Genomic DNA, 23,886 nt, shown 5'->3' with positions numbered 1-23,886 from the left:
AAGTGAATTCCGAGTGTCGGGGAAAAAGTATATTTTTGCACTCACTATGAGCAATGCTTTAGAAACTATACAGGCTCCGATTGCGCAGGAACTGATTTACTTTGACAAGTATTTCCAGGCTGCCATGACCCGGACAGATGTAGCCCTCCTTGACCGGATTACCCGCTACCTGATCAAGCAAAAAGGAAAACAAATCCGCCCCATGATGGTGCTCCTTAGTGCGAACTTGTGCGGGGGAATTACACCTTCTACCTATCGGGGTGCCGCATTGGTAGAACTTCTCCATACTGCCACCCTGATTCACGATGATGTCGTTGATGATTCCGATAAAAGAAGAGGCCTGTTCTCACTCAATGCGCTCTGGAAAAATAAAATATCAGTACTCGTGGGAGATTTTCTTTTGTCTCGCGGATTTCTGCTTGCGTTGGAATACGATGACTTCAAACTCCTCAAAATCCTTTCCAATGCAGTCAAAATGATGAGCGAAGGAGAATTGCTTCAAATGGAGAAGGCCCGGAAGCTGAATATCGACGAAGCCATCTATCTCGATATCATTCGCCAGAAAACCGCATCCCTTTTTGCCTCTTGCTGTGAGACAGGGGCAGCCAGTGCGACAGAAGATGAAGACAAGATCGCCAAGATGCGGATGTTTGGTGAAAAAGTGGGTATCGCCTTCCAGATCAAAGATGATTTATTTGACTATGGAGATGAAGATGTGGGAAAACCGCTTGCCATCGATATCAAAGAAAAGAAAATGACGTTGCCGCTGATCCATGTGCTCAATAAAGCCAGTTGGGGCGAAAGGCGGAAGCTCATCAACATCGTCCGCAACCACAATACTGACCCCGAAAAAGTCCGCTATGTGATCGATTATGTGGTTGCCAACGGCGGGATTTCCTACTCCCGCGAGGTCATGAATCAGTATATCAGTGAGGCCGAAAAAATTCTTTCCGGGTTTGATGCAACTCCGGCACGGAATTCGCTCATAGATCTCATGCACTACGCAGTAAAAAGAAAAAAATAAACTGAAAGTTTGCAATTTTAGAAAAAAACAGTAAATATTTTTTACATATTCGAAAAATTGCAATCTTTGTGCTATCAGATTTCACCTAAAGACAAATTTTGAATCAAATGAAAATGAAATCATCAAACTGGTTAGTAATGTTGGCAATCGTAGGTATGGTTGCTTTCGGTTGTAATTCCGCTGCTGAAGCTGAAGCTGCTGCTAAAGCTAAAGCTGACAGTATCGCTCAGGTTGTTGCTGACAGCATCAGCGCTGCTGAAGCTGCTGCTGCTGAAGCTGCTGCTGCGCTTGAAGCTGCTGCTGACACCGCAGCTACTGAAGTTGAAACTGCTATCGAAGACGCTAAGAAATAATCGTCTCACAGTTTTCAGCTAACTGAAAAAATGAAGAGGCTTCTCCGAAAGGAAAAGCCTCTTTTTTTTGTTTCCAATAAACTGCTATTTGTTCATTTTTCGGCCCTGTAATCAAATTTAAGCACATTTCCTTTCCCATCCCGACCTTCATTGCTGATAAACATATTGCCCGCAGGGTCAAAACAAATACCCTCTGGCTGCTTAAAAATATCTCTGGAAAGGTATCTCGCATGGGTCACCTGCAAGGCAGAATCCAGCACAACCAGCAGCTTTCCGACGGATGCTGTAATATAAATCTCGCCGGTAAGAGGGTGTACGGCTATGCCTGAGGGCTTAAAACTTCCTCCCTTCCGTGGATCAAATTCGGCCTTCCACTTCTGGGTTTGATCTGTAGTTTCCTCTGCATCCATGGCACGACTGATATCTCCAAAATCTATCGTTGCAAATGGTTTCTCCCCCATTTTCTTTTTGTCTATATCAAAATAATAAATCGTCCGGATTTTTGCCTCCTGTGGACTTTTTACGTCGGGCTCCTCTTTACAGGCAATCAAAAGATAATTTGTTCCTGGCAACCATGTGAGTCCTTCTGGTTCATAATTCCCGGTCAAAAAGGTCTGGAATTTTTCCAATTTGGGAATTTTTGTCTCAAATTGAGAAACTTTTGTCAGTATGCCATCGGTGGAAAGGGTAAAAATATTTTTTTCTACCATTTCTATTCCCTCGAAATCTCCGGCATCGCCAAAGGGATATACACCCGTCACAGAGTCTGCCGCTACATCAAATATATAAATAGTTGCCTCTTCATCCTGCACCATACATATTTGCCCGTTTTCCATAAAACCCAATCCCGAAACCTCCACCAGTTCATCCGGAAGTTTGGTTTTTCGATCAGGGTTATTCAAGTCATAGGGGAATGGTGTGCGGGCTACCCCAACACTATCCGCTGCAGATTCGGTGTTTACCGCTGTATCAGTACTACCGGGCTGATTACCGGGACATCCACTTAATACAAACGGTAAGATGATCGTAAATATAAATGCTGATGGTAGAGGCATGGCGGGTAATATTTCTGTGAAAACCAAAGGTATAAAAAGCTTACGAAGAATGGCGGGTTCAGATGTCTTCTCTTACATAAATTCTTCTCACCCGTGGGCTAATCCTGACCAGAATTTCATAAGGAATGGTTCCAGCAGATTTTGCCAGTTCACTTACAGATATAAATCTGTTGCCCTGACGACCAAATATCACCACTTCATCTCCGGCGGCTGCTCCTGGAATATCTGTTACATCCAGCATCAGCATATCCATACATACCCGCCCAAATATCGGAGCGGGTTTCCCTCTTACCATAAATTCAGCCTTCCCATTGCTGAGACTACGCGGGATTCCGTCTGCATACCCGATAGGAACCGTAGCGATTCGTGATTGCCGCAGGGTGCGTTGGGCACGACCATAACCAATACTCGTATCTGCCGGCCAGGTATGTATCTGGGAAATGACCGAATGGAGGCTGCCGATTTCATAAAAGGGCAGTTTTTTTTCGGCAAATGGATTCACGCCATACAAGCCAATGCCCAGTCGTACCATTTCCATAGAATATTGGCCAAAACGAAGCATGCCTGCGGTATTGAGGATATGACGCAGTGGGAAAATACCCAATTCTTCGCGCAGCCGTCGATCCATACGCAAAAAGGTATCTATCTGCCGCCGGGTAAAGGGATCCTCTTCGGGCTCATCTGCTGCGGCCAGATGAGACATGACAGAAACAATGGTCAGATCTGGATACTGTCGGATAAATGCAATCAGTTCGTCGAGTTCATCTTCGGTGAAGCCTAGTCTTCCCATGCCCGTTTCAAGCTTCAGATGTAGTTTGCTTCCCGATACTCCCGCAAGGCGGGATGCTCTGACGTATCGTTCCAAAAAATCGATATTGCTCACCTCCGGTTCAATATCGAAATTGATCAGTGCGTCTATCGAAGATAGATCGGGATTCATTACCATAATGGGTAAATCAATCCGGGCATTTCGAAGTTCAATCCCTTCTGAGGCATAGGCAACCGTAAGATAATCAGCGCCTTCACTGGCCAGCGCCTGCGCGATTTCCCAGGTTCCGCTCCCATAAGAAGCCGCTTTGACCATGCACATGGTTTTTGTTCCTTCGGGCACAAGGGATTTCAGCAGCCGGAAGTTGTGCGACAATGCCTGGAGATTGATTTTAAAATAGGTTGCATTCAGTTTTCGGTTGAGTATCGGAATGATTTTTTCCAGGGCAAATCCTCTGGCTCCCTTTAGCAATACGGTGCAATTGCGGAAATCGTCGTATCTCAGATTTTCCATCAGCGCTTCTGTCGTCTCGTAACTCAGGGGGTGCCCGAGCCGGGCAAATACAGGCCCTACCGTTCGTACATGATCTTTGCCCACCAATGATATCGCTTCTTCCAAAATCTGGCGCTGTACTTCTTCCTGCCATTCGCCCTGATGAGGAATATCAGAGATAATGATCTGATTGCCCGGTTTCGCCCGTGTATGAATCAACCGCCGGAAAGCACTTCGCACCGAATCAATATCTGAATTATAACTATCATTGATAATGGTGATCTCCGGATTGTCGGTAATCATCTCCAATCGCATGGACACCGGGTGAAGCAGTGGTAGTCTGCGGGAAATTTCTTCGGTTGAAAGTCCCAGAAACCGGGCTGCATGAATGGCCAATTGTGCGTTTTCTCTTTCTTCATCGCCATTGCCGGGAAGCGTAAATTCACCCTGAAGAGAATCAGCAACAGGAATTGCCGGCACATGATTTTCCCGCAGGAATGCCAGCACATCGGGTTGATCTGCACCGCAAAGCACCGTTTCTGTATGGCGAAACAGCCGGATTTTTTCTGAAAGTTTATGGGTAAAAGAGTCAAATCCTTCAGCATGGGCTATGCCCATATGCGTAAGTATGCCAATCGTAGGCTGAATAATCGCTTCCAGTATTTCCATTTCACCTGCGCAGGAAATTCCCGCTTCAATCAGCGCAAGATCTGCCTCGGGGCGTAGTTGGAGTACCGATAGGGGGACCCCCAGCTGGCTGTTGTAACTCATCGGGCTTTTGACGAGCTGGAAGCGCATTTCCACCAGGGTAGCCAGCCATTCTTTTACTGTCGTTTTCCCATTGCTTCCGGTAATTGCAATGACCGGATAGTGGAATTTCTGGCGGTGAGCCCGTGCCCACTGCTGGAGCGCAAGAAGAGTATTATCACAAATCAAATAATTTACGCCGCTTAAAGAGACAGGCTTCTCGACAATAAAATTTCTCACACCTTTTTCCCATGCATCTCTGATAAAATCATGCCCATCGCGATTTTCAGTGCGAATAGCGACAAATATTGTCTGGCTTCCGTGGCTGATAAAGCGGGAATCAAATGCCACATAGTTTACAGGCATGACAGGATATAAGCCCTGAAATAAGTCTTTGGCGAGGGCCATCTCCGCAATTGTCTTTATGGTATAAGGAATCCCCAGCATGAATTGAAATTAGTAAGCCACCGCACAATTTACAGTGCTTGCCGCTTATTAAAAAAGGAGAGATCAGAAGATGTTATTTTTCCAAAATATGCAGATACCGCAAAGATTGCGGTATATTGGTTGCGTCAATGAAAGATACAAGGATAAAAGTCAGTACAAAACCGACAAAAGTCATCTCCAAATGAAGAGACCGAAGTTGTGCAAAGTATAAAATCCTTTTATCTTCGGCGACAAAGGGAATATCCCGATACCCATTATATTCACTCACCATGATCATTGGTATTCTCAAAGAAACAAACGATGCAAGGGTAGCACTTACCCCTGAAACGGTAGCAAAGCTTATCGGCATCGGCCACGAAGTAAAAGTTGAAGATGGCGCAGGGACTGCGGCATCCTATATCAACAGCGGATATGCAGATGCAGGTGCAACGGTTGTCAGCAGAGAGGTTATCTTAAAGCAGGCAGACCTCATTGCTACAATTTCACCTCCGGGTGATAGCGAAATATCGGCGATGAAAGCGGGTACAGTATTATTGTCGCTCTTTAATCCGCTGGTAGAAAAAGAGAAAACAGAGAAGCTGAAGCAAACAGCCATATTGCCTTTCAGTCTGGACCGGATTCCCCGCACCACGATTGCGCAATCGATGGATGTATTGTCGTCTATGGCATCTCTTGCCGGATATAAAGCCGTTGTTATGGCTGCGGATCTCTTGCCCGGTTATTTTCCGATGATGATGACCGCTGCGGGTACCATTCCGCCGGCACGTGTGCTGATTCTCGGAGCCGGCGTAGCCGGTCTTCAGGCTATCGCCACAGCAAAACGCCTCGGCGCTACGGTCGAAGCATTCGACGTGCGTACCGCAGCGCGGGAGGAAGTGGAAAGTCTCGGGGCAAAATTTGTCGAAGTCGAAGGCGCCCGGGAAGATAAATCGGCAGGAGGATATGCCGTCGAGCAGACTGAAGAGTATTTGCGCAAACAAAAAGAACTGATCCATGAGCGTGCCGCTCGCGCACATGTCATCATCAGTACCGCAAATATCCCCGGCCGGAAAGCGCCATTGCTGATCGAACAACGCACCGTCGAGGCTATGCAGCCCGGAAGTGTCATCATCGACCTCGCCGCGGCATCCGGAGGCAACTGTGCCGTTACTGAAAATGGAAAAGTTATTGAGTTTAATGGCGTGACGGTCGTAGGGAAGTCAGACCTGCCTTCAGGAATGCCCCGCGATGCCAGTAAATTGTATAGCAATAACCTGTTCAATTTCTTCAAATACGTATTTAAAGAAGGGATCGAAGGACTTGATTTCAGCAATGATATTGTTTCTTCCACCTACCTGGGCGCGCCCAAACAGGTCTAAAACCCCAATTTTGATAAACTTCCTAATCTATTTCTGATGGAATCAATTATTCAGTTTATCGCAGAAAACCTCACAATGCTCTATGTATTGGTGTTGGCAGGATTTCTCGGTTTCGAACTTATCGCTAACGTGCCGACCGTGTTACATACGCCGCTGATGTCAGGATCGAATGCAATCAGCGGGGTTGTCGTGATTGGTGCAATCATTTTGGTCAGGCAGGCCGATTCCAGCGACTATTTAGCGCTGGCGCTAGGTTTTTTGGGAGTGATCCTTGGCATGATCAACGTAGTCGGTGGCCACGCAGTGACCAACCGCATGCTCGAAATGTTTAAAAAGAAAAAATAAAATATAACCGATATGATTTTGGATCAGATCGTAAACCTGGGATATTTGGCCGGGGTGATATTTTTTATCATCGGTCTGCGGCAACTTAGTAGTCCGCGTACAGCCCGAACCGGCAATTTATGGGCAGCTCTTGGTATGGCAATCGCCATTGTCGTGACGTTTGTCCTCCCTCTGGAAAAAGGGGATAATAATTTTCTCATCATATTGCTCGCAATGGCAATTGGGTCGGCAATTGGCTGGATCTCTTCCAAAAGAGTAGCCATGACCGCCATGCCTCAGATGGTTTCTATTTTCAACGGACTGGGCGGCGCCTGTTCTGTTGCAATTTCTATGGTAGAATTGTCTGAACATCAGGAACTCTATGCAGCCGGCGGCCCGGGAGCAGTAGGTGCAGGGAGCCATTTGGTCGGGCTGATGGCCATGTTTGTTGGCGCAATTGCCTTTACGGGTAGTCTCGTTGCTTATGCTAAGCTTGAAGACCTCATTGATGACCGCAAGGTGCGCATTCCGCAATCTACCATCGTAAACCTCGTCATTCTGGGACTCATTTTGGGTGGCGTTGTGTATAATATGATTACTCCTGCCGCAGACTCAGCATTTACGCTGGTGATCGTTGTTATGGTTATTGCGCTGATCTATGGAGTTACATTTGTTATTCCGATTGGGGGGGCAGATATGCCTGTGGTTATTGCGTTATTAAATGCTTTTTCTGGTGTTGCCGGAGCATTGGCCGGATTGGTTTACAACAATCAGGTGATGATTGTAGGCGGTATCCTCGTAGGTGCTTCAGGCGTTATTCTGACCGTTTTGATGTGTACTGCCATGAACCGCTCTCTCTGGAATGTGATCATCGGAGGATTCGGTTCTACAGGCCCGGCAAAAGTTCAAAGCGGTGACCGCATCGTCAGGGAAATCAGCCTTAATGATACCGCTATTCTACTTACTTACTCCAGCTCTGTAGTCATTGTCCCAGGTTATGGTATGGCCGTAGCTCAGGCGCAAAAATCTTGTCATGAGTTGGAAAGTCTGTTGGAAAAAAATGGCGTATCCGTATCCTATGCGATCCACCCGGTAGCAGGTCGTATGCCCGGCCACATGAATGTGCTGCTCGCTGAAGCCGATGTGGCTTATACAAAACTGCTTGACCTCGACGATGCCAACAGAGTCCTTTCTGATACCGATGTTGTCATTGTAGTAGGGGCGAATGACGTCGTAAACCCTGCCGCACTTGATGATCCTTCAAGCCCGATTTATGGTATGCCGATTCTGGAGATTCTTAAGGCAAAAAATACGATCGTAATGAAAAGGAGTATGAGCCCGGGTTATGCGGGAATTGATAATCCGCTGTTTTTCCATGAAAAAAATCGTATGCTGTTTGGCGACGCGAAATCAACCCTGGAGAAACTTGCCGCAGAGGTAAAAGCTGTAATTTAACCCAGTCATACACAAAAATTGATAAGTTTACGCACAGACATATTACGAAAAGGAAATATTTTGTAATTTGAGCATGTGAGATTGTTTATCCGGATTTTGTCCGCTATTGTCCTTACTTGCTCTATCTTCTATACACGTGCTGCCCATCCGGGAGATGGGCCAGGTGTGGATAGCCTTCAACAGGTTATAGAAGATTTGAAATCTGCCGGAAAATATGCACTGGTTGCCAGGATGTATATTCAACAGGGTAATTATTATGTTGAAAATGGCACATATCTAAAATCTAAAGAGCCTTATATGCATGCGCTGGAAGCTGCTGAAAAAGCTTCTTCAGACTCACTTATCATAGAACTACACTATCAACTGGGTTATATATCCTATCTCACCGGTGATTTCCCTACGGCACTATCTCATTTTAAGAATTGCCTGACTATAAATCAAGGCAATATTATACCTGGAAAAAACGCTAAAACCAATGCTCAGATATCCAGCATTTATCTGAGCATTGGCGATATCAAGAAATCACTTGAGTTCCAACAAATGGTCATGGAAGAGTTGGAGTCCACCAAAGATTCTGTTGGAATGGTCTACAATCTCTACCTCCTTTCGGTCACTTTTTTTGATCAGAAAGCATACGATCAGGCTTTGTTATATAGCGATTCCTCTTTTCATATCGCCCGAAGCATCAAATGGGAGCAAATGATCTATACCTGCCTGGCAGAGAAGGGAAATATTCTCCTGAAACAGATGAAAATTGATGAGGCTTTCCGTTATGCCCGATGGTCATATACTTATGCAGATTCCATTCAATATCCATACGGCGAGGCCTATTCTATCGGCCTGATTGGGGAAATATTCTCCTATACCGATGATACAGATTCTGCTGAATATTATCTGAGTGAGGGAATAAAACTGAATCAGGAACTGGGCTATAAAGCAGGGGAAATCTCCAATCTGGTGAGTATGGGGCGGATGTATGCCCAAGCCAAAAACTACCCGCTCGCACTGGAATCTGTGGAAAAAGCGCTGGAATACACCGATAGTATGGGACTCAGCCGTCACGGTGACAATATCCTGGGAATGCTGGCTGAAATTCACTTTAAGGCAGGAAACCTGCGCCAGGCATTTGACTTTCAGACCATGGATAAAAAACTCCATGATTCTATCTTTAATGAAAATGTAAGCAAACAAATCGCCGCTCTCACGGTCTCTCAGCAAATCAGGGACATGGAAAGCCGGCAGGAACTGGCCATTCAAAAAGAAAAAGCACGGCTATACCTTTTCGGTGGGTTGATTGCCTTTGTCTTAATCTCCTTACTCGCGCTTGTATTATTTAGCCGAAATCGTATTCAGGCCCGGGCAAATGCGCTTCTGAATGCCAAAAACTTCGAACTGGCTCGCACCAATAAAGAACTCGAACAGTTTGCTTACGTCGCTTCCCATGACCTGAAAGAACCGCTGCGAATGATTGCTTCCTACACGGGGCTGCTCAAACGCCGGTATAGTCATCTCTTTGACAAAGATGCACATGAATATATGGGGTTTGTAGCCGAAGGTGTAAGTCGTATGGATACCTTATTAAAGGATCTCATGATCTATGCCTGTATCGATGATGGCGATCAGCATTTTGAGCTGTCGGATGTGGAACAAATCGTCCACTCATCCATCAACCTCCTCCGACCTACCATTGAAGAAACCGGCGCACAAATTGAAGTATCCTGGCTTCCCAGAATCCATGCGAATGCATCTCAACTTAGTCAGTTGTTTCTCAACATGATCTCAAATGCCCTAAAATATAAAAGCTCAGACCCACCCAAAATCAGAATTGAAAGTAAAGAAACCGAAAAAGAAGTGGTATTCTCCGTTGCCGACAATGGAATCGGTATAGAAGAGGCGTATAAGGAAAAAATATTCTCCATTTTTCAGCGCCTTCACCAACGGGAACAATACGAGGGTACAGGTATAGGGCTGGCTATTTGTAAAAAAATAACCGAAAACCACGGCGGTCGTATATGGGTGGAATCACAACCCGGCAAAGGATCTACATTTTTTGTGGCGATCCCAAGAAATTTATAAATTGCTGGTTTATTGTCCCCCGACGAAATGAAAAAATGACAGCTGACACAAAAAATAAACGTATCCTGGTAATTGGTGCGCTGGGCCAGATCGGCAGCGAACTTACAGCAGCACTAACGGAAAAATATGGCAATGACGCCGTGGTCGCTACCGATATCCGTATTCCCGATCATAAGACAGATTTCCTTTTCCTGAAACTGGATATACTCGATAAGGATGCGCTTTTCCAGGTAATCTCTCAATATCGTATCGGCACCGTTTACAACCTTGCGGCGATTTTATCAGCCAAAGGAGAACAGCAGCCGCAGCTCGCCTGGGAAATCAATATGAAAAGCCTGCTCAATACCCTTGAAGCTGCGCGCGAACTGTCGCTGGAAAAAGTATTCTGGCCAAGTTCTATCGCCGTTTTCGGTCCGTCAACCCCACGGGTTCATACGCCCCAAAACTGCGAAATGGACCCATCTACGGTCTATGGTATCAGCAAACTCGCAGGAGAGCGCTGGTGCGCCTACTACGCCAAAAAGTACGGCATTGATGTACGCAGCCTGCGGTATCCCGGGCTTATCAGTTACAAAACATTGCCAGGCGGTGGTACAACAGATTACGCAGTGGAAATTTTTCACGAAGCTGTTAAAAAAGGGCGATATACAAGTTTTCTGCGGGAAGATACCGCGCTTCCAATGATGTACATGCCTGACGCAATTCGCGCGACATTGTCGATTATGGACGCCCCGGGCGAATCCATCAAAATTCGTTCTTCCTATAACCTGGCGGGAATCAGTTTTACTCCCGGGATGCTTTCCGCCGAAATCGCCAGCCATATTCCCTCTTTTCAATGCGATTTTCAACCAGATTTCCGGCAGGAAATTGCAGACAGCTGGCCTCAAAGTATCGACGACTCAGAAGCAACCAAAGACTGGGGCTGGAAACCCGGGTTTGATCTTTCCGGCATGACACGGGAGATGATTATGCATATCCGCGAATACTATACAGAAAAGGTTTAAAGTACGGCGACCATTCCGTCATACGCACATTCGAATACCGACGTCTCTTTTTTTGACAACATTTCTTCGCTCATGTGAGTAAGGATCATGCGGCGGCAGTTGAGCTGCTCACGCTTGGACAACAGTGTCTGGTAATCGAGATGAAAGCGAAGCTGTTGATCGTATTTATAACATTCGCAGACAAAAAGATCCGCTCCTTCAGAAAGCGGGATCAGGGTATCGGTCCACTCAGTATCTCCGGAATAAGCAAGAACTTTACCCTCGGCTTCGATCCGCAAGCCAAAAGACTGGCTGCCGCTGGGGTGTACCACCGGAAAAGGAGTAACCCTGATTCCCGGCAGAATACTTGTATTGCCTTCAGCCATTTCTTCAAATTCAAGGTCAAAGCCGCGATCTGACTGCCAGGAATTGGGGTAAAGTGCTTCACTGACAATGGCCGTTCTGCTGGCAATATTTTGCGGGCCGGCAATAATCAGATTTTTGGTGCGGTTTGATACATGTTTGCAATCAATCAGAAAAAATGGGATACCGCCAAAATGATCCCCATGGAGATGGGAAATGACAATTGCATCAATCTCTCCCGGAGAGATACCCATTTTCTTCATAGAAATCACAGCAGATGCGCCACAATCGACCAGTATTTTTTTCCCCGAGGTTTCGAGTAAAAAGCAGGTATAGAAGCGGCCACCACTACCAAAAGCATCGCCACAGCCCAGAAAAGTCAGCTTTACCATTGCGGTTGTTTGAGTAAAAACGTGTTTTTAGAAGATTGTTTTCTCAGGTAAAATAGCAGTTTTTTTTGAATAAGAGATTCAATTCCGACACATATAGAGGTAAGAGAATGATTAAAAAGTTTCTCAAACTCATGGGTACCCCCTTTTGGGGGCGAAAAAGCAGAGTTTTTGAGTAAAAAATGTGTGCAAGAGCCGCCTAAGAAAGTGGTCGGTTTACTTTTTTTTTGAAAGTGGGAAAGCGTTAGGTTTATGTTTCAGTTTATGAGCACCCGCCGCAACTAAAACAGATCAATAACTCCTATGAAGACTGCATCGGGCACCGGATATCTTTGCTCCTCCATATTACCGCAAGACCTGAGGTATGTCGGCCGGGATTCATCCTGCATGCTGGAGATTGAAATTATAGAAGATAAAATCTTGGTTCTGAGCTTTATCGGAGTAATGGATGCCGAAGATCAGACTGCCTCAGAAACACTGATCAGGAGCGTCTTTACCAAATACGTTCAGGCAGGTTTACCAACAGGTTTTTTTGTAATCGCGGATGTATCCAGACTCAACTGGGTCAATGTTGCTGCGCGAAAATCTTCTCAAATGTCGGTTGCGGATATGTTCTCTATCGGCCATGTCAAATATCTGCTAATCGTTTCGCCTAATTATATTATCCGAAACCTCTTTAATCTTTTGAGAAGGTTTGACAGGCAGGTATCCTTCACAACATGTAAAACCAAAGAAGAAGCATTTACGGGTATCAACCGGTATCGCATCCAAAATCAACTGGCTAAGATTCCCAAAACTCGTGTATCGGCTGACAAAATCCACCTTCCCGGGAAGATATATCCGGAAATGTCTCAGCCAAATACAAAAACGCCCCCGCAAAACTTTTGGCAAAAATTATCCCGCAGACTCGGTTTCAATGCTGCAAGAAAACAGTACACTCAATCCCTTCAGATAAAGTTCCTCAAAGAAGAGATTGAGAGTATCAGGCAAAATCAAAAAAAGCGAATTGATCAACTTTTCAGGATGATGAGCAGTATCACCTGGGACGAAAGTTTTACCCCCGGTAATTTTGAAGGCAATATCGAGAATGATCCGTTCAGCCTTCTTATTGATGCCGCAGAGATGCTTCAGCGCGATGTGAAGGAGATGATTGAGCAATCCCGTGAGATGCATGGAATACTGGAAGCACAGATTTCAGAAAGAACACGTGAAATTGCCATGAAAGAATCCAACCTCTCGGCGCTGATAGAAAATACTCCCGACCTGATACTTCTGGCAGATAGTAACTACAATGTGCTGATTGCCAATTCCTCCGTACAAAAAATCACGGAAAATGTCTTAGGATCTGCCCTCGTCCCCGGGATGAATCTTACCGAAGTTATAAAACCAGAAATCTTTGGATATTGGAAATCCTTAGTCGATAATGTGCTTGCAGGCGCTTCACATAAAGCGATAGGTAAACTTCCGATCAGAGGGAAAGACCATTATTTTGAATACTCTATCAACCCGGTTGTGGATATAGAAGGAGATATTTCCCGATTTTCTTTTTTTGCAAAGGATATTACAAGCAAACAACTGGCGGAACAGGAGGTACGCAAACAACAACAACTCCTTTCATCCATCAATAAAAGCATCAAAGAAGGTATTTTCAGAAGTACCCCACACAACGGGATTTTGTATGTAAATGAAGCCTTTGCCGAGATGTTTGGCTATGATTCCGTAGAGGAGGTATTGCCACTCGATCCGGATGCTTTATATGTCAATACGGCCCGCCGCCAGGATTTTCGGCAATTGATGCAGGAAAATACATATTTCACTAATGAAGAAGCTGAATTCAAACGAAAAGATGGAACGATTTTCTGGGGACTGATGAGCAGCATAAAAACAGAAGGTGAAAACGGGGAGATTTATTTTGACGGCGCTATCAGGGATGTGACGAAAATGCGGGAAGACGAAAGGCAAATCAAAGAGCAAAACCAAAAACTCATAAAAGTCAATCACGAATTAGACAAGTTTGTGTACAGCGTCTCGCATGACCTTCGCGCACCATTGGTGTCTGTAAAAGGGCTGATCAATATCGCCAGAATAGAACCCAAAGAAGATTTACGCAATCAATACTACGACCTGATGGACAATAGTATCAACAAACTTGATGCGTTTATCAAAGAAATTATGGGTTATTCGAGAAATAGTCGTACCCAGCTGATGAGTCAAAAAATCGACTTTCAGAGCGTGATCAGCGATGTGTTTGAAGTACTTCGGTTTGCTCCTGACAATGATAAAATTGATAAAAAAGTAACGATTGATATTTCGGGTGATTTCCACTCTGACCTGATGCGAATGAAAATGGTATTCAACAATATTATTTCCAACAGCTTCCGCTACAGCGACCTGAGCAAAAAACACCCTTACGTTTCGATCCAGGTAACCGGAAATGCAGACCTCGCCGAAATCAAAATCTGCGACAACGGAATTGGGATTGCGCCAGAGAGCATAAACAAAATTTTTGACATGTTTTACAGAGGGACCAAAAACAGCCAGGGCTCCGGAATCGGACTATACATCGTAAGTGAAGCACTCGACAAACTTGGCGGCACCATATCTGTAGACTCAGAACTGGGCATAGGCACCTGTTTTACAATAAAAATACCCGCAATTACAAATTGACTCATACATCCACCTGAAAATTAGCTTTTCTCTATCAAGGCTGTCTGAAATATAGACGGCCTTTTTTGTAATTGGTGCATTCCATTCAAAAATATTATCTTCACTATACAACTCCGGACGTGGATACCGGCACTTTAAGACAAAAGCAGATGGGTACAAGATGAACAGCGAAGGCTACAGGATCAGCGAAAAAGAGCAAAACCTGGTCGAAGGTTGCCTTGCGGGAGACAGACTGGCGCAAAAGGCCTTGTATGACAAATACAAGGATGCTATGTACACCCTGTCTTACCGGATCACCAATGACTTTGACCTTGCACAAGACGTGTTACAGGAGGCTTTTATCGGTGTTTTTAAGGGAATCGGAGGATTTCGGCAGGCGTCCAGTCTCGGTGCATGGATCAAAACCATCGTGGTGAGGACCGCCTACCGCCGCATTAAACGCGAGGTCGTACATCTTCCCCTGGAAGATGAAAAACACCAGGAAGTCGTGGACTGGAATACGCCTATTGATATTGGATATCTGGAGCAGGCGATTCAGTCTCTGCCCAATGGTTACCGGTCTGTATTTGTACTCATAGAAGTAGAAGGCTATTCTCATAAAGAAGTGGCAGAAACAATGGGCATTTCCGTTGGCACTTCCAAATCGCAGCTTTACTACGCAAAAAAACAACTTCAACAAAAACTTAAAGGGTTGGGTGTAAGATGATGAACGAAAAAAATCAATCAAATCTTCGGGATGCCCTGCAAAAATTGCCAGTGTATAAACCCGACAACCAGGTCTGGAACCAGATCGAAAAAAGTTTGGCAGAAGAAGACGCCGGCAGGAAACCTGTGATCCGGCGGTTTATCCCGGTACCATTCAAAATGGCGCATCTGGCAGCCGCAGCCACCGTCCTGCTACTGCTGACCGCAGGCGCTTTATGGTTATTCCGACCGCAATCCTCTATACCTGCAAACGCCGCTACGTTTTCAGAAAAAGAACTCGATCGGGCACTTCCGCTTTCAAAAGCAGAAATCACTGAGTATGAACACCAACTTGCCTCGCAGGAAGAGGAATTGAAAAATTGTATTGAAAAATTGCCGGACCAGGAATCTGAAAAAATTCAACCGGTGATGGAAATGCTTCAGTCTATCACAAAAGTACGCGACAGTATGATCCGCCTGCTCGATGAACAAGGCGACAACCCCGGCACCGTAAAACGTCTCCAAAGCCTTGAAAAAAAGCGGAAAGCACTGATCCTCGAATTGCGTGAAAAGGCCTGTGGAATCCGTGAATAAGTAAAACAGGGTTGTGAACCAACGTCGGGATAAAAATTATAAGAAAATATTAATCCACAATGTGAATTAATATTTTCTTATCTTTAAGCACTCCTGCTATTTAATTCTGGCGATATGAAGCATCTGTTACCCTTATGGATTGTTACGCTATTATTCTTTTACAGCTACTCTTCAGGCCAAAATCGCATTGCTCCTGAAGACTCTTTCCCTCCTTCAGAGTCCCGGCTGTTTTCACTTCGCGTGCCCGAAAAACAGATGATCAAGCTGGATCTGACAAATCTCATCCGGATCAGCAGAAACGGATATGTCCACGGAATCTTTCGCGCGGGGTATGAACGGAAGATTTTTACCACATGGTCGCTGACCGGAGAAATATCTACCTCATGGTACACGGCGATAGGCATAGGAAATCTCCGTAAACTGTATTACGCAGAGGAACAAGTTATCGGCGTGGCAGTGGGGCCGAGATATTATTACGGGATGCAAAAAAGGATCAGGGAGGGAAGAAGTGCAGATAACCTTTCAGCCAATTACCTTGGCCTCGTACTCAGCACGAGATTACAGCCCGAACAGAAAGGATGGACTGCTACCGATGATACCGGAATTCTTTACTCTGACAATGTTGCTATAACCCCTATGCTGGGGTTTCAGCGACGTATTCTCCGGTACGGGTTTCTCGACTTTAGCTTTGGGGCAAAATTTTCCTACGGAGACCCGGTTCGCTCAAAAGTATTTCACCCCAAAGGAGGCGAAATGGGCTGGCAGTTTCTTCCCATGACGAGTTTTCGTATGGGACTGGCGCTTTAGTACTTTCCTTTTTGCTTCCGGATGAGTACCTTCATGCAGACTACTACTTCTATGGCTACTATCTGGTATATTCTTGGTGGAATTGTATTGTTTTATCCGGTTATCATGGTGATCATTTACCTGATACAGGAATTGTTTTTATTCCATCCCGAAAAACTGCCGCTCTACTTCAAATTTGATTATCCTTATCCTTTTGAGGAACTAACTTTCGACACAGAACCAGGAGCCGTGATCAGCGGACTGTTGTTTCGTGTGCCCAATTCGCGCGGGGTGGTGTACTATTTTCACGGAAATACCCGCAGCATCAAAGGCTGGGCAAAATTTTCGAGAGACTTCACCAGCAAAGGATATGATGTCATGATGATTGACTACAGAGGCTTTGGCAAAAGCCGGGGCAAAAGAACCGAAGCCGGGTTGTTTCACGACGCATTGTATGGATACGACTGGCTGACTGAGCGTTATGGCGAAAATAATATCATCGTATATGGCCGCTCTATGGGCTCAGGTTTCGCTGCAAAAGTTGCCTCCGAAAATCACCCCCGTATGCTGATCCTGGATGCGCCCTATTACAGCCTTTTGCATTTATTCCAGCGATATCTGCCTTTTGTACCGGTCAAACGTATATCGAGGTTTAAGGTGAGAACCGACAAATTTCTGGAAAACGTCTCGTTCCCGGTTTATATCTACCACGGAACCAGAGATCTGACGATTCCCTACTCGATGAGCCGCCGGCTTGTGCGTCTGCTGGGCGAAAGAAGTACCCTGATTACCATCAAAGGCGGCGGGCACAACAACCTCCGCGACTATCCACAATATCACGAGTACATGTACCATATTCTCGGCGCCATTCCTGAAACAGAACTAACGCCCGAGCAGGCATATTTTCCCGGCACAGAAGAAACCGGAAGCGACTTGCTGGGATCATGGGCGGGACTACACCTCGATGTGTTTACCCGCCCTGAATTTCGGTAATGTTGTTTACCCGCAATGGGGATCCTAAAATTCAAACGTCGATTCATTGAACCCGGCGACGATGCCAAAACCGCCCTCGACATTGCTGTAAATAATAATGGCTTCCACCGGAACAATGCCAAAGTCATCGGTATCGCGATTTAGCTGCTGAAGGTCAAATTTGCTTTTAAAACGGTAATAATCCTCGTTTACCGCGATAGCCTTCACATAGATTTTTTTGATTTCCAGCGGTTGCCTTTCTGAAAGCAACTGATAATTATTGGGAAGGTCGGTCGCCATTTCAAGGGTTTTGATCGTACCGTCAAATGAGTCATCGACAAACGGCTTTTTATCTCCGGTATAGCCTTCACCCGGATTTCTGTACACGTTATTGGTAGTATAAAGATCTCCATAAAAAGGAACGCCCGGATAGCTGGGTAATTCAAAATCTATTCCCACCTCAAAATTGTAAAAGTTTTTTTCCCCGGCGGGATCTTCCACTTTTACCTTTATCAGTGACTGACTATAAACATACACCTGCCCATCAAAGTCGGTATTTTGAGACACATATACATCCTGCTCGATTTTTGTATCCAATACGCTGATCTGTCGGGGAATTACCGTTGTAGCTGTTGCAGTGCCATATGTAGGATGAGAAACTCGTACTGTGTAGGATTTTCCGGCCTCAGGTTTTACGGTTTCGGAATAATATTTCCCCAGCTTTATTGTTTTCGCAACTCCAAACGGGTCCTGAATAGTTGTATCCCGATAGGCCAGTGTATCCAGCACTTTGTCACCCTCCAGTATTTCCACACGGGCGTTTTCGACAAGGATGTCCTTTATCTCCACGTTTTCAATGATGCCATAACTGCGGGTCACATAAATGTCCACAGGCATCCCGGCATACAGGTATGCGTTGATCACAAGTTTGGACTGATGCTCCGGCAGCGGAATTTCGAGATCGCGCTCGCAGGAAACAACGGCAGATGCAACTGCCAGTATCAGAAATATATATATTAATTTTTTCATTACTTGGCGATTTATATATTCAATCAGAATTTAAAGCTATAGCTCACAGAAGGGATGATAGGAAACAGCGAAAGTTTTTTCAGTTTGGGGGTAGAAGTCTGATTATTGGAGTCGTAATCGTTGCGGATATAATAAGCAAACGGATTCAGACGATTGTATGCATTATACACCCCAAAGTTCCAGGTTCGTTCTCCCCAGCGGGTTTTTTTGGTAAGATTTACCCCAAGGTCGAGCCTGTGGTAAGCTTCCATACGGAAGCCGTTTCTCCCGTTTTCATAAAGCCTGCCGGAAAAATCTCCCCACAGCGATTGAGAAATACTCATAGGCACAAAGCTGCCGGTAGTATTATTGCCAAAGAAGTCCCAGTGTTCGATGGTCGCAAAACTACCACTGGGAAGCGTAATGGCATTGCCCGTGCCATATACCCATGTTCCCGATACGCTGATTCTTTCATTGAATGCATGACTGACAACCACGCTCAGATCATGGCGTCGATCATACCGGTCAGGGAATTTCACCCCGCCGTTTAATGCATCAAACTTGCGGTAATTCCATGAAAGCGTATAACCTACCCAGCCCGTCGTTTTTCCTTTTTTCTTTTGAACAAGAAACTCCGCCCCATAGGCTTCTCCCTCTCCGCCGGTTTCTACAATATTCTCCCATGTTCCTTCATTTATGCCACCCAGGAAAAAGTTTGTTCCTTCTTTAAAAGCGATAAGACCATCCATTTTCTTATAGTACCCTTCCACGCTCAGTTCCAGCTGGTCATCCCACAACGAAGTGGCAATTCCACCTGCTGCCTGCCACGAATGTTGTGAAGGCACTTTATCTGTTGCCGGTACCCAAAGGTCAATAGGAAGGCCAATGGTAGAGTTGGTCAGGAGGTGAATAAATTGGGTCATTTGCACATAAGAACCTTTCAAAGAAACTCTATCTGTCAGTTGAAGCCGAGCAGAAGCCCGGGGTTGAATGGAAAACATAGATTCCTCATTGACCAGATAGTTGACCGCGTGCACGCCGATATTTGCACTAAATCTGCGTCCGATCTGAAAATTGTCTTCGACGTAAACAGAGGTTTCAATCGTATTGTGAATTTTGGTTTTCAGGGTTGTGTCGATTCGGTTATTCCCGGAGTTTTCACGGTAACCGAGTGAACCGGGGGTAAATTTGTGCAGGGTAGAATTTATCCCAAATTTAATATCATGAGAAGGTGCCGGGTAGTAATCAAAATCCAGTTTTAACCCCCAGTCGCGGATGCCAGAGACATATTCGAAGAAACTGGAATAGCTGCGAAGGGTATCATTTTGGAAAAACTCATTCTCCTCATCATACCGTATTCCCAATTTGTATTTGGAGTAAGTGGCCGTAAGATTACTGAAAAGTCGCGGGCTCCAGATATGATTCCAGCGAAGTGCTGCCAGGTCATTTCCCCAGCCAATTCCACTTTTAAAAAAACTGTTGCTGTAATTATTGGTTCCAGGCTGGCCGTTGGTGTATTTTTCTTTTATGTCCAGATTGTCATCGCCGAAATAGAAGCTGAGATACAGCCGGTCTTTGTCCGAAATAATATGGTTCACCTTGGCATTCAAATCGTAAAAAGCATAACCAAAAGAGGAATTGCCTTTTGTAGCCAGTTTTGATATCGGTCTGGAAAAAAGATCAAAATAAGTTCGTCTTCCGGAAACAATAAAGGAGGTTTTCCCTTTAATAATCGGGCCCTGAAATGAAAGTTTGGAAGAAATGAGGCCGATATTTCCTTCTCCTTCAAATTTGTTGAGGTTACCTTCTTTCATTCGGATATCCAGCACAGAAGAAAGCCTTCCTCCATAACGGGCGGGGAAGCCACCTTTTACGAGTTTTACACTGCTCAGGGCATCCGCATTAAATACGGAGAAAAATCCGCCCAGGTGGCTGACATAATACAGGGGAACGCCATCGAGCAAAATCAGGTTCTGATCAGGTCCGCCACCTCTGACATAAAGACCGGTGGTGCCTTCACTGCCCGATTGTACGCCCGGCAGAAGCTGAATAGCTTTGATTACATCTACTTCTCCTAGCAGAGCGGGTAGTTTTCTAATTTGTTGGATAGGCACATCAATCGTGCTCATTTCTGTTTTCTGCTCGATCCGCTCTTCCTCTTCGGCGACAATTTCGACCGTTTCGAGGGCAAAAATTTCGAGGGAAATGGTGATCGAAGTATCACGGGTAAGGGTAAAAGTGGATTGAAAGGACTTGTAACCGGGGAAAGCAGAGATAAGATTTATCTGGCCGGCTTTTAAGGTAAGGCTAAAGAATCCATAGTCATTGGTTACTGCACCCTGTTTGGTAAGGTTGTCATAGACATTGGCGGAGATAATTTTCTCGCCGCTTTCGGCATCGGTAACGTAGCCGCTGATGGTAACTTTTTGTTGGGTTTGCGCCATCAGGTGCTGGGAAAATGCCATAAGTATCATGGCCATTCCCAGGCAAAATAAATGTTGTGTTTGTTGCATGTGAAAGGGTTAATTCGAATTGAGGTTAAATGGCGAGTGTAAAACCAAACTGGTTTCTCCATTGGTAAGGATACCCGCTAAATTCATCCAAAAAGTCTGTCTGGGTGCGTTTTAAGGGAAGGTTTCCGTAGATCACGGACTGATATTGAAAACTAAGTCTTCGGTAAAGACGGATATCGACGCCGAGTCCGCCTCCTCCTGTGAGGTACGTGTAGCGGAAGGGAGATGTAAATACTTGCGCGCCGGGTTCGGGGATCGTGGATTCCTGCTTACGGGCGCTCCAGCTATTGGGCTCCCAGTCAGGAAGATAAATGGTACTAAAGCGGGATTGTACCATATTCATATTATAGATCAGGCCAACCGCAAACGGACGAAAGCGTCGTTCGCGATTTTTGAAAAAATACCTGCGGTAAAAACCACTCCATTCGGTTGCAACACCGTAGAGATCGGTAAACTCATCAGGATTATCAGGAGATATCCCCAATGGTACCCAGATTGCGTCTATGCCTGCATGCAGACCAAATTCCCGATAACTGTTGGGGCGATACGAAATTTCAGCTCCTGCTCCCGGCATCACCGGTGAGGAATAAAGATATCTCACACTACCAACGGCCAGGCTCACAGGTTTTACCGGAACACGGCTAATGCTGCTGTTAATGCTAATAGCAAATTTGCTGCGCGCCCATTTCATTTTTTCGCCGGGGCCAACGGCCAGCGCTACCCGATGTGCTGCCAGAGATGCGTATCTTCTCACTTCGCTGCCAGGTCGGCTACCGGGAAGTGTGGCAAGTTCGGGTAATGTATTTTCAACGGATACCGCGGAAAGCAAGTTTGCCGGAGCGGGTTGCAACCCGGTAATTTTGGGCAAAGTCTGAAAAGTCGAAGCGGTCTGTAGAGATTGTGGTTGGGCGTCAAAAGTGGGCGCTTCCGGTTTTTCGTTCAATTTTGGCATTGCCATACCGGAAAATTTTCTTTCAGGCAAGGACTTTTCCTGCAATATAATCTCCGGACAGGGTTCTGTCTGTATTTCAATGACCATCGGACTTTGAGCCAAACCAGGGGCAGGAACAGACGCTGCTTGTACTGCCCTGCCTGCCTGATCCGGAGAAAGCAACGTCAGGGTTGCAATAAGTCCTATGACCACACAACCCGCCATCAACCAGAATATCGGAAAAAGATATTTGGCCTTTTTACCCTCCTGCGGAAGCGCTTTGTCAAGCATCCCCGACATCTTTTCCCAGGAAGGCGTAGGCTCATAGGCCCGGGCGGCCATCGCTTTTCCTTTGATTATATCTTCCCACTTATCCATGATACAACCTCCTTTCGGTTTGGTTTACTACTTTTTTCAGTGATTCCCTGAGCAATTGTTTGGCTTCTGTCAGATATGCCCGTGAAGTGGATTCCTTTATTTTCATCATCTGTGCGATATCCTTGTGCGGATACCCCTCGATGACATTAAGGTTAAAAACCGTGCGGGGAATGGTAGGCAATTCTTGTATTTTTTCGAGAATATATTCGGCCTGTAAGTCTGCCAGTGCGTCGTGCTCGTCTGATTGCGGTTCGGCTACACCTTCTACAGAAATCTCATCCGGTCGTCGTTTTCCTTTTCTTAAATGGTCGAGGCAGCAATTGATCATAATCCGCTTTACCCAACCTTCAAAGGAGCCCTCATTTTTAAAGGAATCGATCCGGCGAAATACTTTGACAAAACCCTCATGCACCAGATCATCTGCGACTTCCCGATCCCGGACATACCGGTAGCATATCCAGGCCATGGGACGAAAATACTTCTCGTACAACTGTCGCTGACAATTGCGGTCATTTTTACGACAGCCTTCGAGCATGTATTCGTCATTCATGCAGATAATCTTTGCTTCCATTTCATGACGTTTTTCCCATAGACGAGGGTTGCATGAAATTCGCTGGTTTTTTTTTCAGAATAAAAAAATCAGCGTGCCGGAACTTTTATAACGACAATTTCATAGCTTTTGTCACGCAGGGAGCTATAGGCAATTTTACGCCCGTCTGGCGACCAACGGGCATCATTGTCGTTGAGGGGATAATCTGTCAATCGAATCTGGTCGGATCCATCGGCATTCATCAGAAATAGTTCGGGTTTATCGCCGGTTCGCATGGTAGAGAACACAAATCGTTTTCCATCAGGAGACCAGTCCGGGCAAAAATCATGTCCGGGCATTTCGGTAATCCGCACGACATCCGTACCGTCGGCTTTCATGGTGTAGATTTCATCATTATCATTGCGGGTATCGCGGCGGGAGAAAAAAGCAATTCGCTGCCCGTCGGGAGACCAGGTTGGCCATAGTGCACGGGTCGAATCCTCGGTAATTACCTGTTTGCCTGTACCGTCTGGATTCATCAGCCAGATTTCCCACTCAGGGCCTTTCGGTGAGCTGCACCATGCGATTTTTTTCCCATCCGGCGACCAGGCGGGAAAATTGTCCATGGTAGAATCGCTGGTAAGCTGGATCAGTTCAGATCCGTCGGCGCGCATCCGGTAAATGTCTCCATTGCCGGAACGGAGCGAAAAGAAGGCAATATATTCTCCATCGGGAGACCATGCCGGCAATTGGTCAGTGGCTTCATGGTCGGTAAGGCGCCGCACATCTGAGCCATCGGCATTCATACGGTACAGGTCAATATTCCCGTCACGGTTGGAGGCAAATACCAGCTCCGAGCCGTCGGGAGACCAGTCCGGATACCGGTCATAAAATTCATTATCCGTCAGTTGAACCTGATCCGGCGTTTGCTTACAGGAAGCCAGCCAGCAGACAACCACACACAATACACAAGCAAGGTAACGCATTGG

21 protein-coding genes are annotated in these 23,886 nt (G+C 45.7%); 12 read left to right on the top strand and 9 right to left on the bottom strand.

The features are described 5' to 3' along the window. Window positions 1-46 precede the first annotated feature (46 nt). Together R3D00_28415 and R3D00_28410 are read left to right on the top strand one after the other, a co-directional pair. On the top strand, window positions 47-1,024 hold the full coding sequence (locus tag R3D00_28415; protein ID MEZ4777134.1) for a polyprenyl synthetase family protein: 978 nt from the start codon (window positions 47-49) through the stop codon (window positions 1,022-1,024). 107 nt (window positions 1,025-1,131) lie between these two features. Beyond that, window positions 1,132-1,377, top strand: a complete 246-nt coding sequence (locus tag R3D00_28410; GenBank protein ID MEZ4777133.1) for a hypothetical protein — start codon at window positions 1,132-1,134, stop codon at window positions 1,375-1,377. A 92-nt stretch (window positions 1,378-1,469) separates the two neighbouring features. Here R3D00_28410 and R3D00_28405 read toward each other — a convergent pair whose 3' ends face one another. The 3 genes from R3D00_28405 to R3D00_28395 all read right to left on the bottom strand — a co-directional run bounded on the left by R3D00_28405 (window position 1,470) and on the right by R3D00_28395 (window position 5,158). Further along, window positions 1,470-2,432, bottom strand: coding sequence for an SdiA-regulated domain-containing protein (locus tag R3D00_28405; GenBank protein MEZ4777132.1), 963 nt, complete (start codon window positions 2,430-2,432; stop codon window positions 1,470-1,472). A gap of 58 nt (window positions 2,433-2,490) precedes the next feature. Next, window positions 2,491-4,887 (bottom strand): alanine racemase, encoded by a 2,397-nt coding sequence (gene alr / locus R3D00_28400; GenBank protein ID MEZ4777131.1) that lies wholly within the window; start codon window positions 4,885-4,887, stop codon window positions 2,491-2,493. A 73-nt stretch (window positions 4,888-4,960) separates the two neighbouring features. Further along, window positions 4,961-5,158: a hypothetical protein gene (locus tag R3D00_28395; protein ID MEZ4777130.1), complete on the bottom strand. Its 198-nt coding sequence runs from the start codon at window positions 5,156-5,158 to the stop codon at window positions 4,961-4,963. On the opposite strand from R3D00_28395, the gene R3D00_28390 reads away from it, so the two are divergent. The 5 genes from R3D00_28390 to R3D00_28370 all read left to right on the top strand — a co-directional run bounded on the left by R3D00_28390 (window position 5,157) and on the right by R3D00_28370 (window position 11,104). After that, window positions 5,157-6,245 (top strand): Re/Si-specific NAD(P)(+) transhydrogenase subunit alpha, encoded by a 1,089-nt coding sequence (locus R3D00_28390; GenBank protein ID MEZ4777129.1) that lies wholly within the window; start codon window positions 5,157-5,159, stop codon window positions 6,243-6,245. The genes R3D00_28395 and R3D00_28390 overlap by 2 nt on opposite strands. A 36-nt stretch (window positions 6,246-6,281) precedes the next feature. Continuing rightward, window positions 6,282-6,590 carry an NAD(P) transhydrogenase subunit alpha gene (locus R3D00_28385; protein MEZ4777128.1) on the top strand — a complete coding sequence of 103 codons (309 nt, stop codon included), beginning with the start codon at window positions 6,282-6,284 and terminating at the stop codon, window positions 6,588-6,590. 12 nt (window positions 6,591-6,602) lie between these two features. Next, window positions 6,603-8,024, top strand: a complete 1,422-nt coding sequence (locus R3D00_28380; GenBank protein MEZ4777127.1) for an NAD(P)(+) transhydrogenase (Re/Si-specific) subunit beta — start codon at window positions 6,603-6,605, stop codon at window positions 8,022-8,024. Between the two features lie 75 nt (window positions 8,025-8,099). Beyond that, window positions 8,100-10,100: an ATP-binding protein gene (locus R3D00_28375; protein MEZ4777126.1), complete on the top strand. Its 2,001-nt coding sequence runs from the start codon at window positions 8,100-8,102 to the stop codon at window positions 10,098-10,100. 35 nt (window positions 10,101-10,135) lie between these two features. Continuing rightward, window positions 10,136-11,104, top strand: coding sequence for an NAD-dependent epimerase/dehydratase family protein (locus R3D00_28370; protein MEZ4777125.1), 969 nt, complete (start codon window positions 10,136-10,138; stop codon window positions 11,102-11,104). Here the strand turns inward: R3D00_28370 and R3D00_28365 are convergent. Further along, window positions 11,101-11,838 carry an MBL fold metallo-hydrolase gene (locus tag R3D00_28365; GenBank protein MEZ4777124.1) on the bottom strand — a complete coding sequence of 246 codons (738 nt, stop codon included), beginning with the start codon at window positions 11,836-11,838 and terminating at the stop codon, window positions 11,101-11,103. The two genes, R3D00_28370 and R3D00_28365, sit on opposite strands and share 4 nt — an antisense overlap. Before the next feature lie 300 nt (window positions 11,839-12,138). Between R3D00_28365 and R3D00_28360 the strand changes: the two genes are divergently transcribed. From R3D00_28360 to R3D00_28340, 5 genes are all read left to right on the top strand, one after another. Further along, on the top strand, window positions 12,139-14,502 hold the full coding sequence (locus R3D00_28360) for a PAS domain-containing sensor histidine kinase (GenBank protein ID MEZ4777123.1): 2,364 nt from the start codon (window positions 12,139-12,141) through the stop codon (window positions 14,500-14,502). Between the two features lie 160 nt (window positions 14,503-14,662). Next, a complete protein-coding gene (locus R3D00_28355; GenBank protein MEZ4777122.1) occupies window positions 14,663-15,208 on the top strand; it encodes an RNA polymerase sigma factor in 546 nt (181 codons plus the stop codon). Beyond that, the gene (locus R3D00_28350) at window positions 15,205-15,780 is read left to right on the top strand and encodes a hypothetical protein (GenBank protein MEZ4777121.1); all 576 of its coding nucleotides are present in this window, start codon (window positions 15,205-15,207) and stop codon (window positions 15,778-15,780) included. The genes R3D00_28355 and R3D00_28350 overlap by 4 nt, the downstream gene beginning before the upstream one ends. A gap of 114 nt (window positions 15,781-15,894) precedes the next feature. Next, the gene (locus tag R3D00_28345) at window positions 15,895-16,587 is read left to right on the top strand and encodes a hypothetical protein (GenBank protein ID MEZ4777120.1); all 693 of its coding nucleotides are present in this window, start codon (window positions 15,895-15,897) and stop codon (window positions 16,585-16,587) included. A 21-nt stretch (window positions 16,588-16,608) separates the two neighbouring features. Continuing rightward, window positions 16,609-17,559: an alpha/beta fold hydrolase gene (locus R3D00_28340; GenBank protein MEZ4777119.1), complete on the top strand. Its 951-nt coding sequence runs from the start codon at window positions 16,609-16,611 to the stop codon at window positions 17,557-17,559. A gap of 24 nt (window positions 17,560-17,583) precedes the next feature. Here R3D00_28340 and R3D00_28335 read toward each other — a convergent pair whose 3' ends face one another. From R3D00_28335 to R3D00_28315, 5 genes are all read right to left on the bottom strand, one after another. Continuing rightward, the gene (locus R3D00_28335; protein ID MEZ4777118.1) at window positions 17,584-18,567 is read right to left on the bottom strand and encodes a DUF4249 domain-containing protein; all 984 of its coding nucleotides are present in this window, start codon (window positions 18,565-18,567) and stop codon (window positions 17,584-17,586) included. Window positions 18,568-18,590: 23 nt separating this feature from the next. Then, window positions 18,591-21,059: a TonB-dependent receptor plug domain-containing protein gene (locus R3D00_28330; GenBank protein MEZ4777117.1), complete on the bottom strand. Its 2,469-nt coding sequence runs from the start codon at window positions 21,057-21,059 to the stop codon at window positions 18,591-18,593. 25 nt (window positions 21,060-21,084) lie between these two features. Beyond that, window positions 21,085-22,368: a hypothetical protein gene (locus R3D00_28325; GenBank protein MEZ4777116.1), complete on the bottom strand. Its 1,284-nt coding sequence runs from the start codon at window positions 22,366-22,368 to the stop codon at window positions 21,085-21,087. Further along, window positions 22,361-22,939 carry an RNA polymerase sigma factor gene (locus R3D00_28320; protein ID MEZ4777115.1) on the bottom strand — a complete coding sequence of 193 codons (579 nt, stop codon included), beginning with the start codon at window positions 22,937-22,939 and terminating at the stop codon, window positions 22,361-22,363. The genes R3D00_28325 and R3D00_28320 overlap by 8 nt, the downstream gene beginning before the upstream one ends. Before the next feature lie 68 nt (window positions 22,940-23,007). Continuing rightward, a complete protein-coding gene (locus R3D00_28315) occupies window positions 23,008-23,883 on the bottom strand; it encodes a DPP IV N-terminal domain-containing protein (protein MEZ4777114.1) in 876 nt (291 codons plus the stop codon). Between the last annotated feature and the right edge of the window lie 3 nt (window positions 23,884-23,886).

The organism is Bacteroidia bacterium, assembly GCA_041391665.1.
In the GTDB taxonomy this organism is placed as follows: domain Bacteria; phylum Bacteroidota; class Bacteroidia; order J057; family J057; genus JAGQVA01.
Note: the sequence above shows the minus strand (reverse complement) of the source record. Positions and strands in the feature narration are given on the sequence as shown.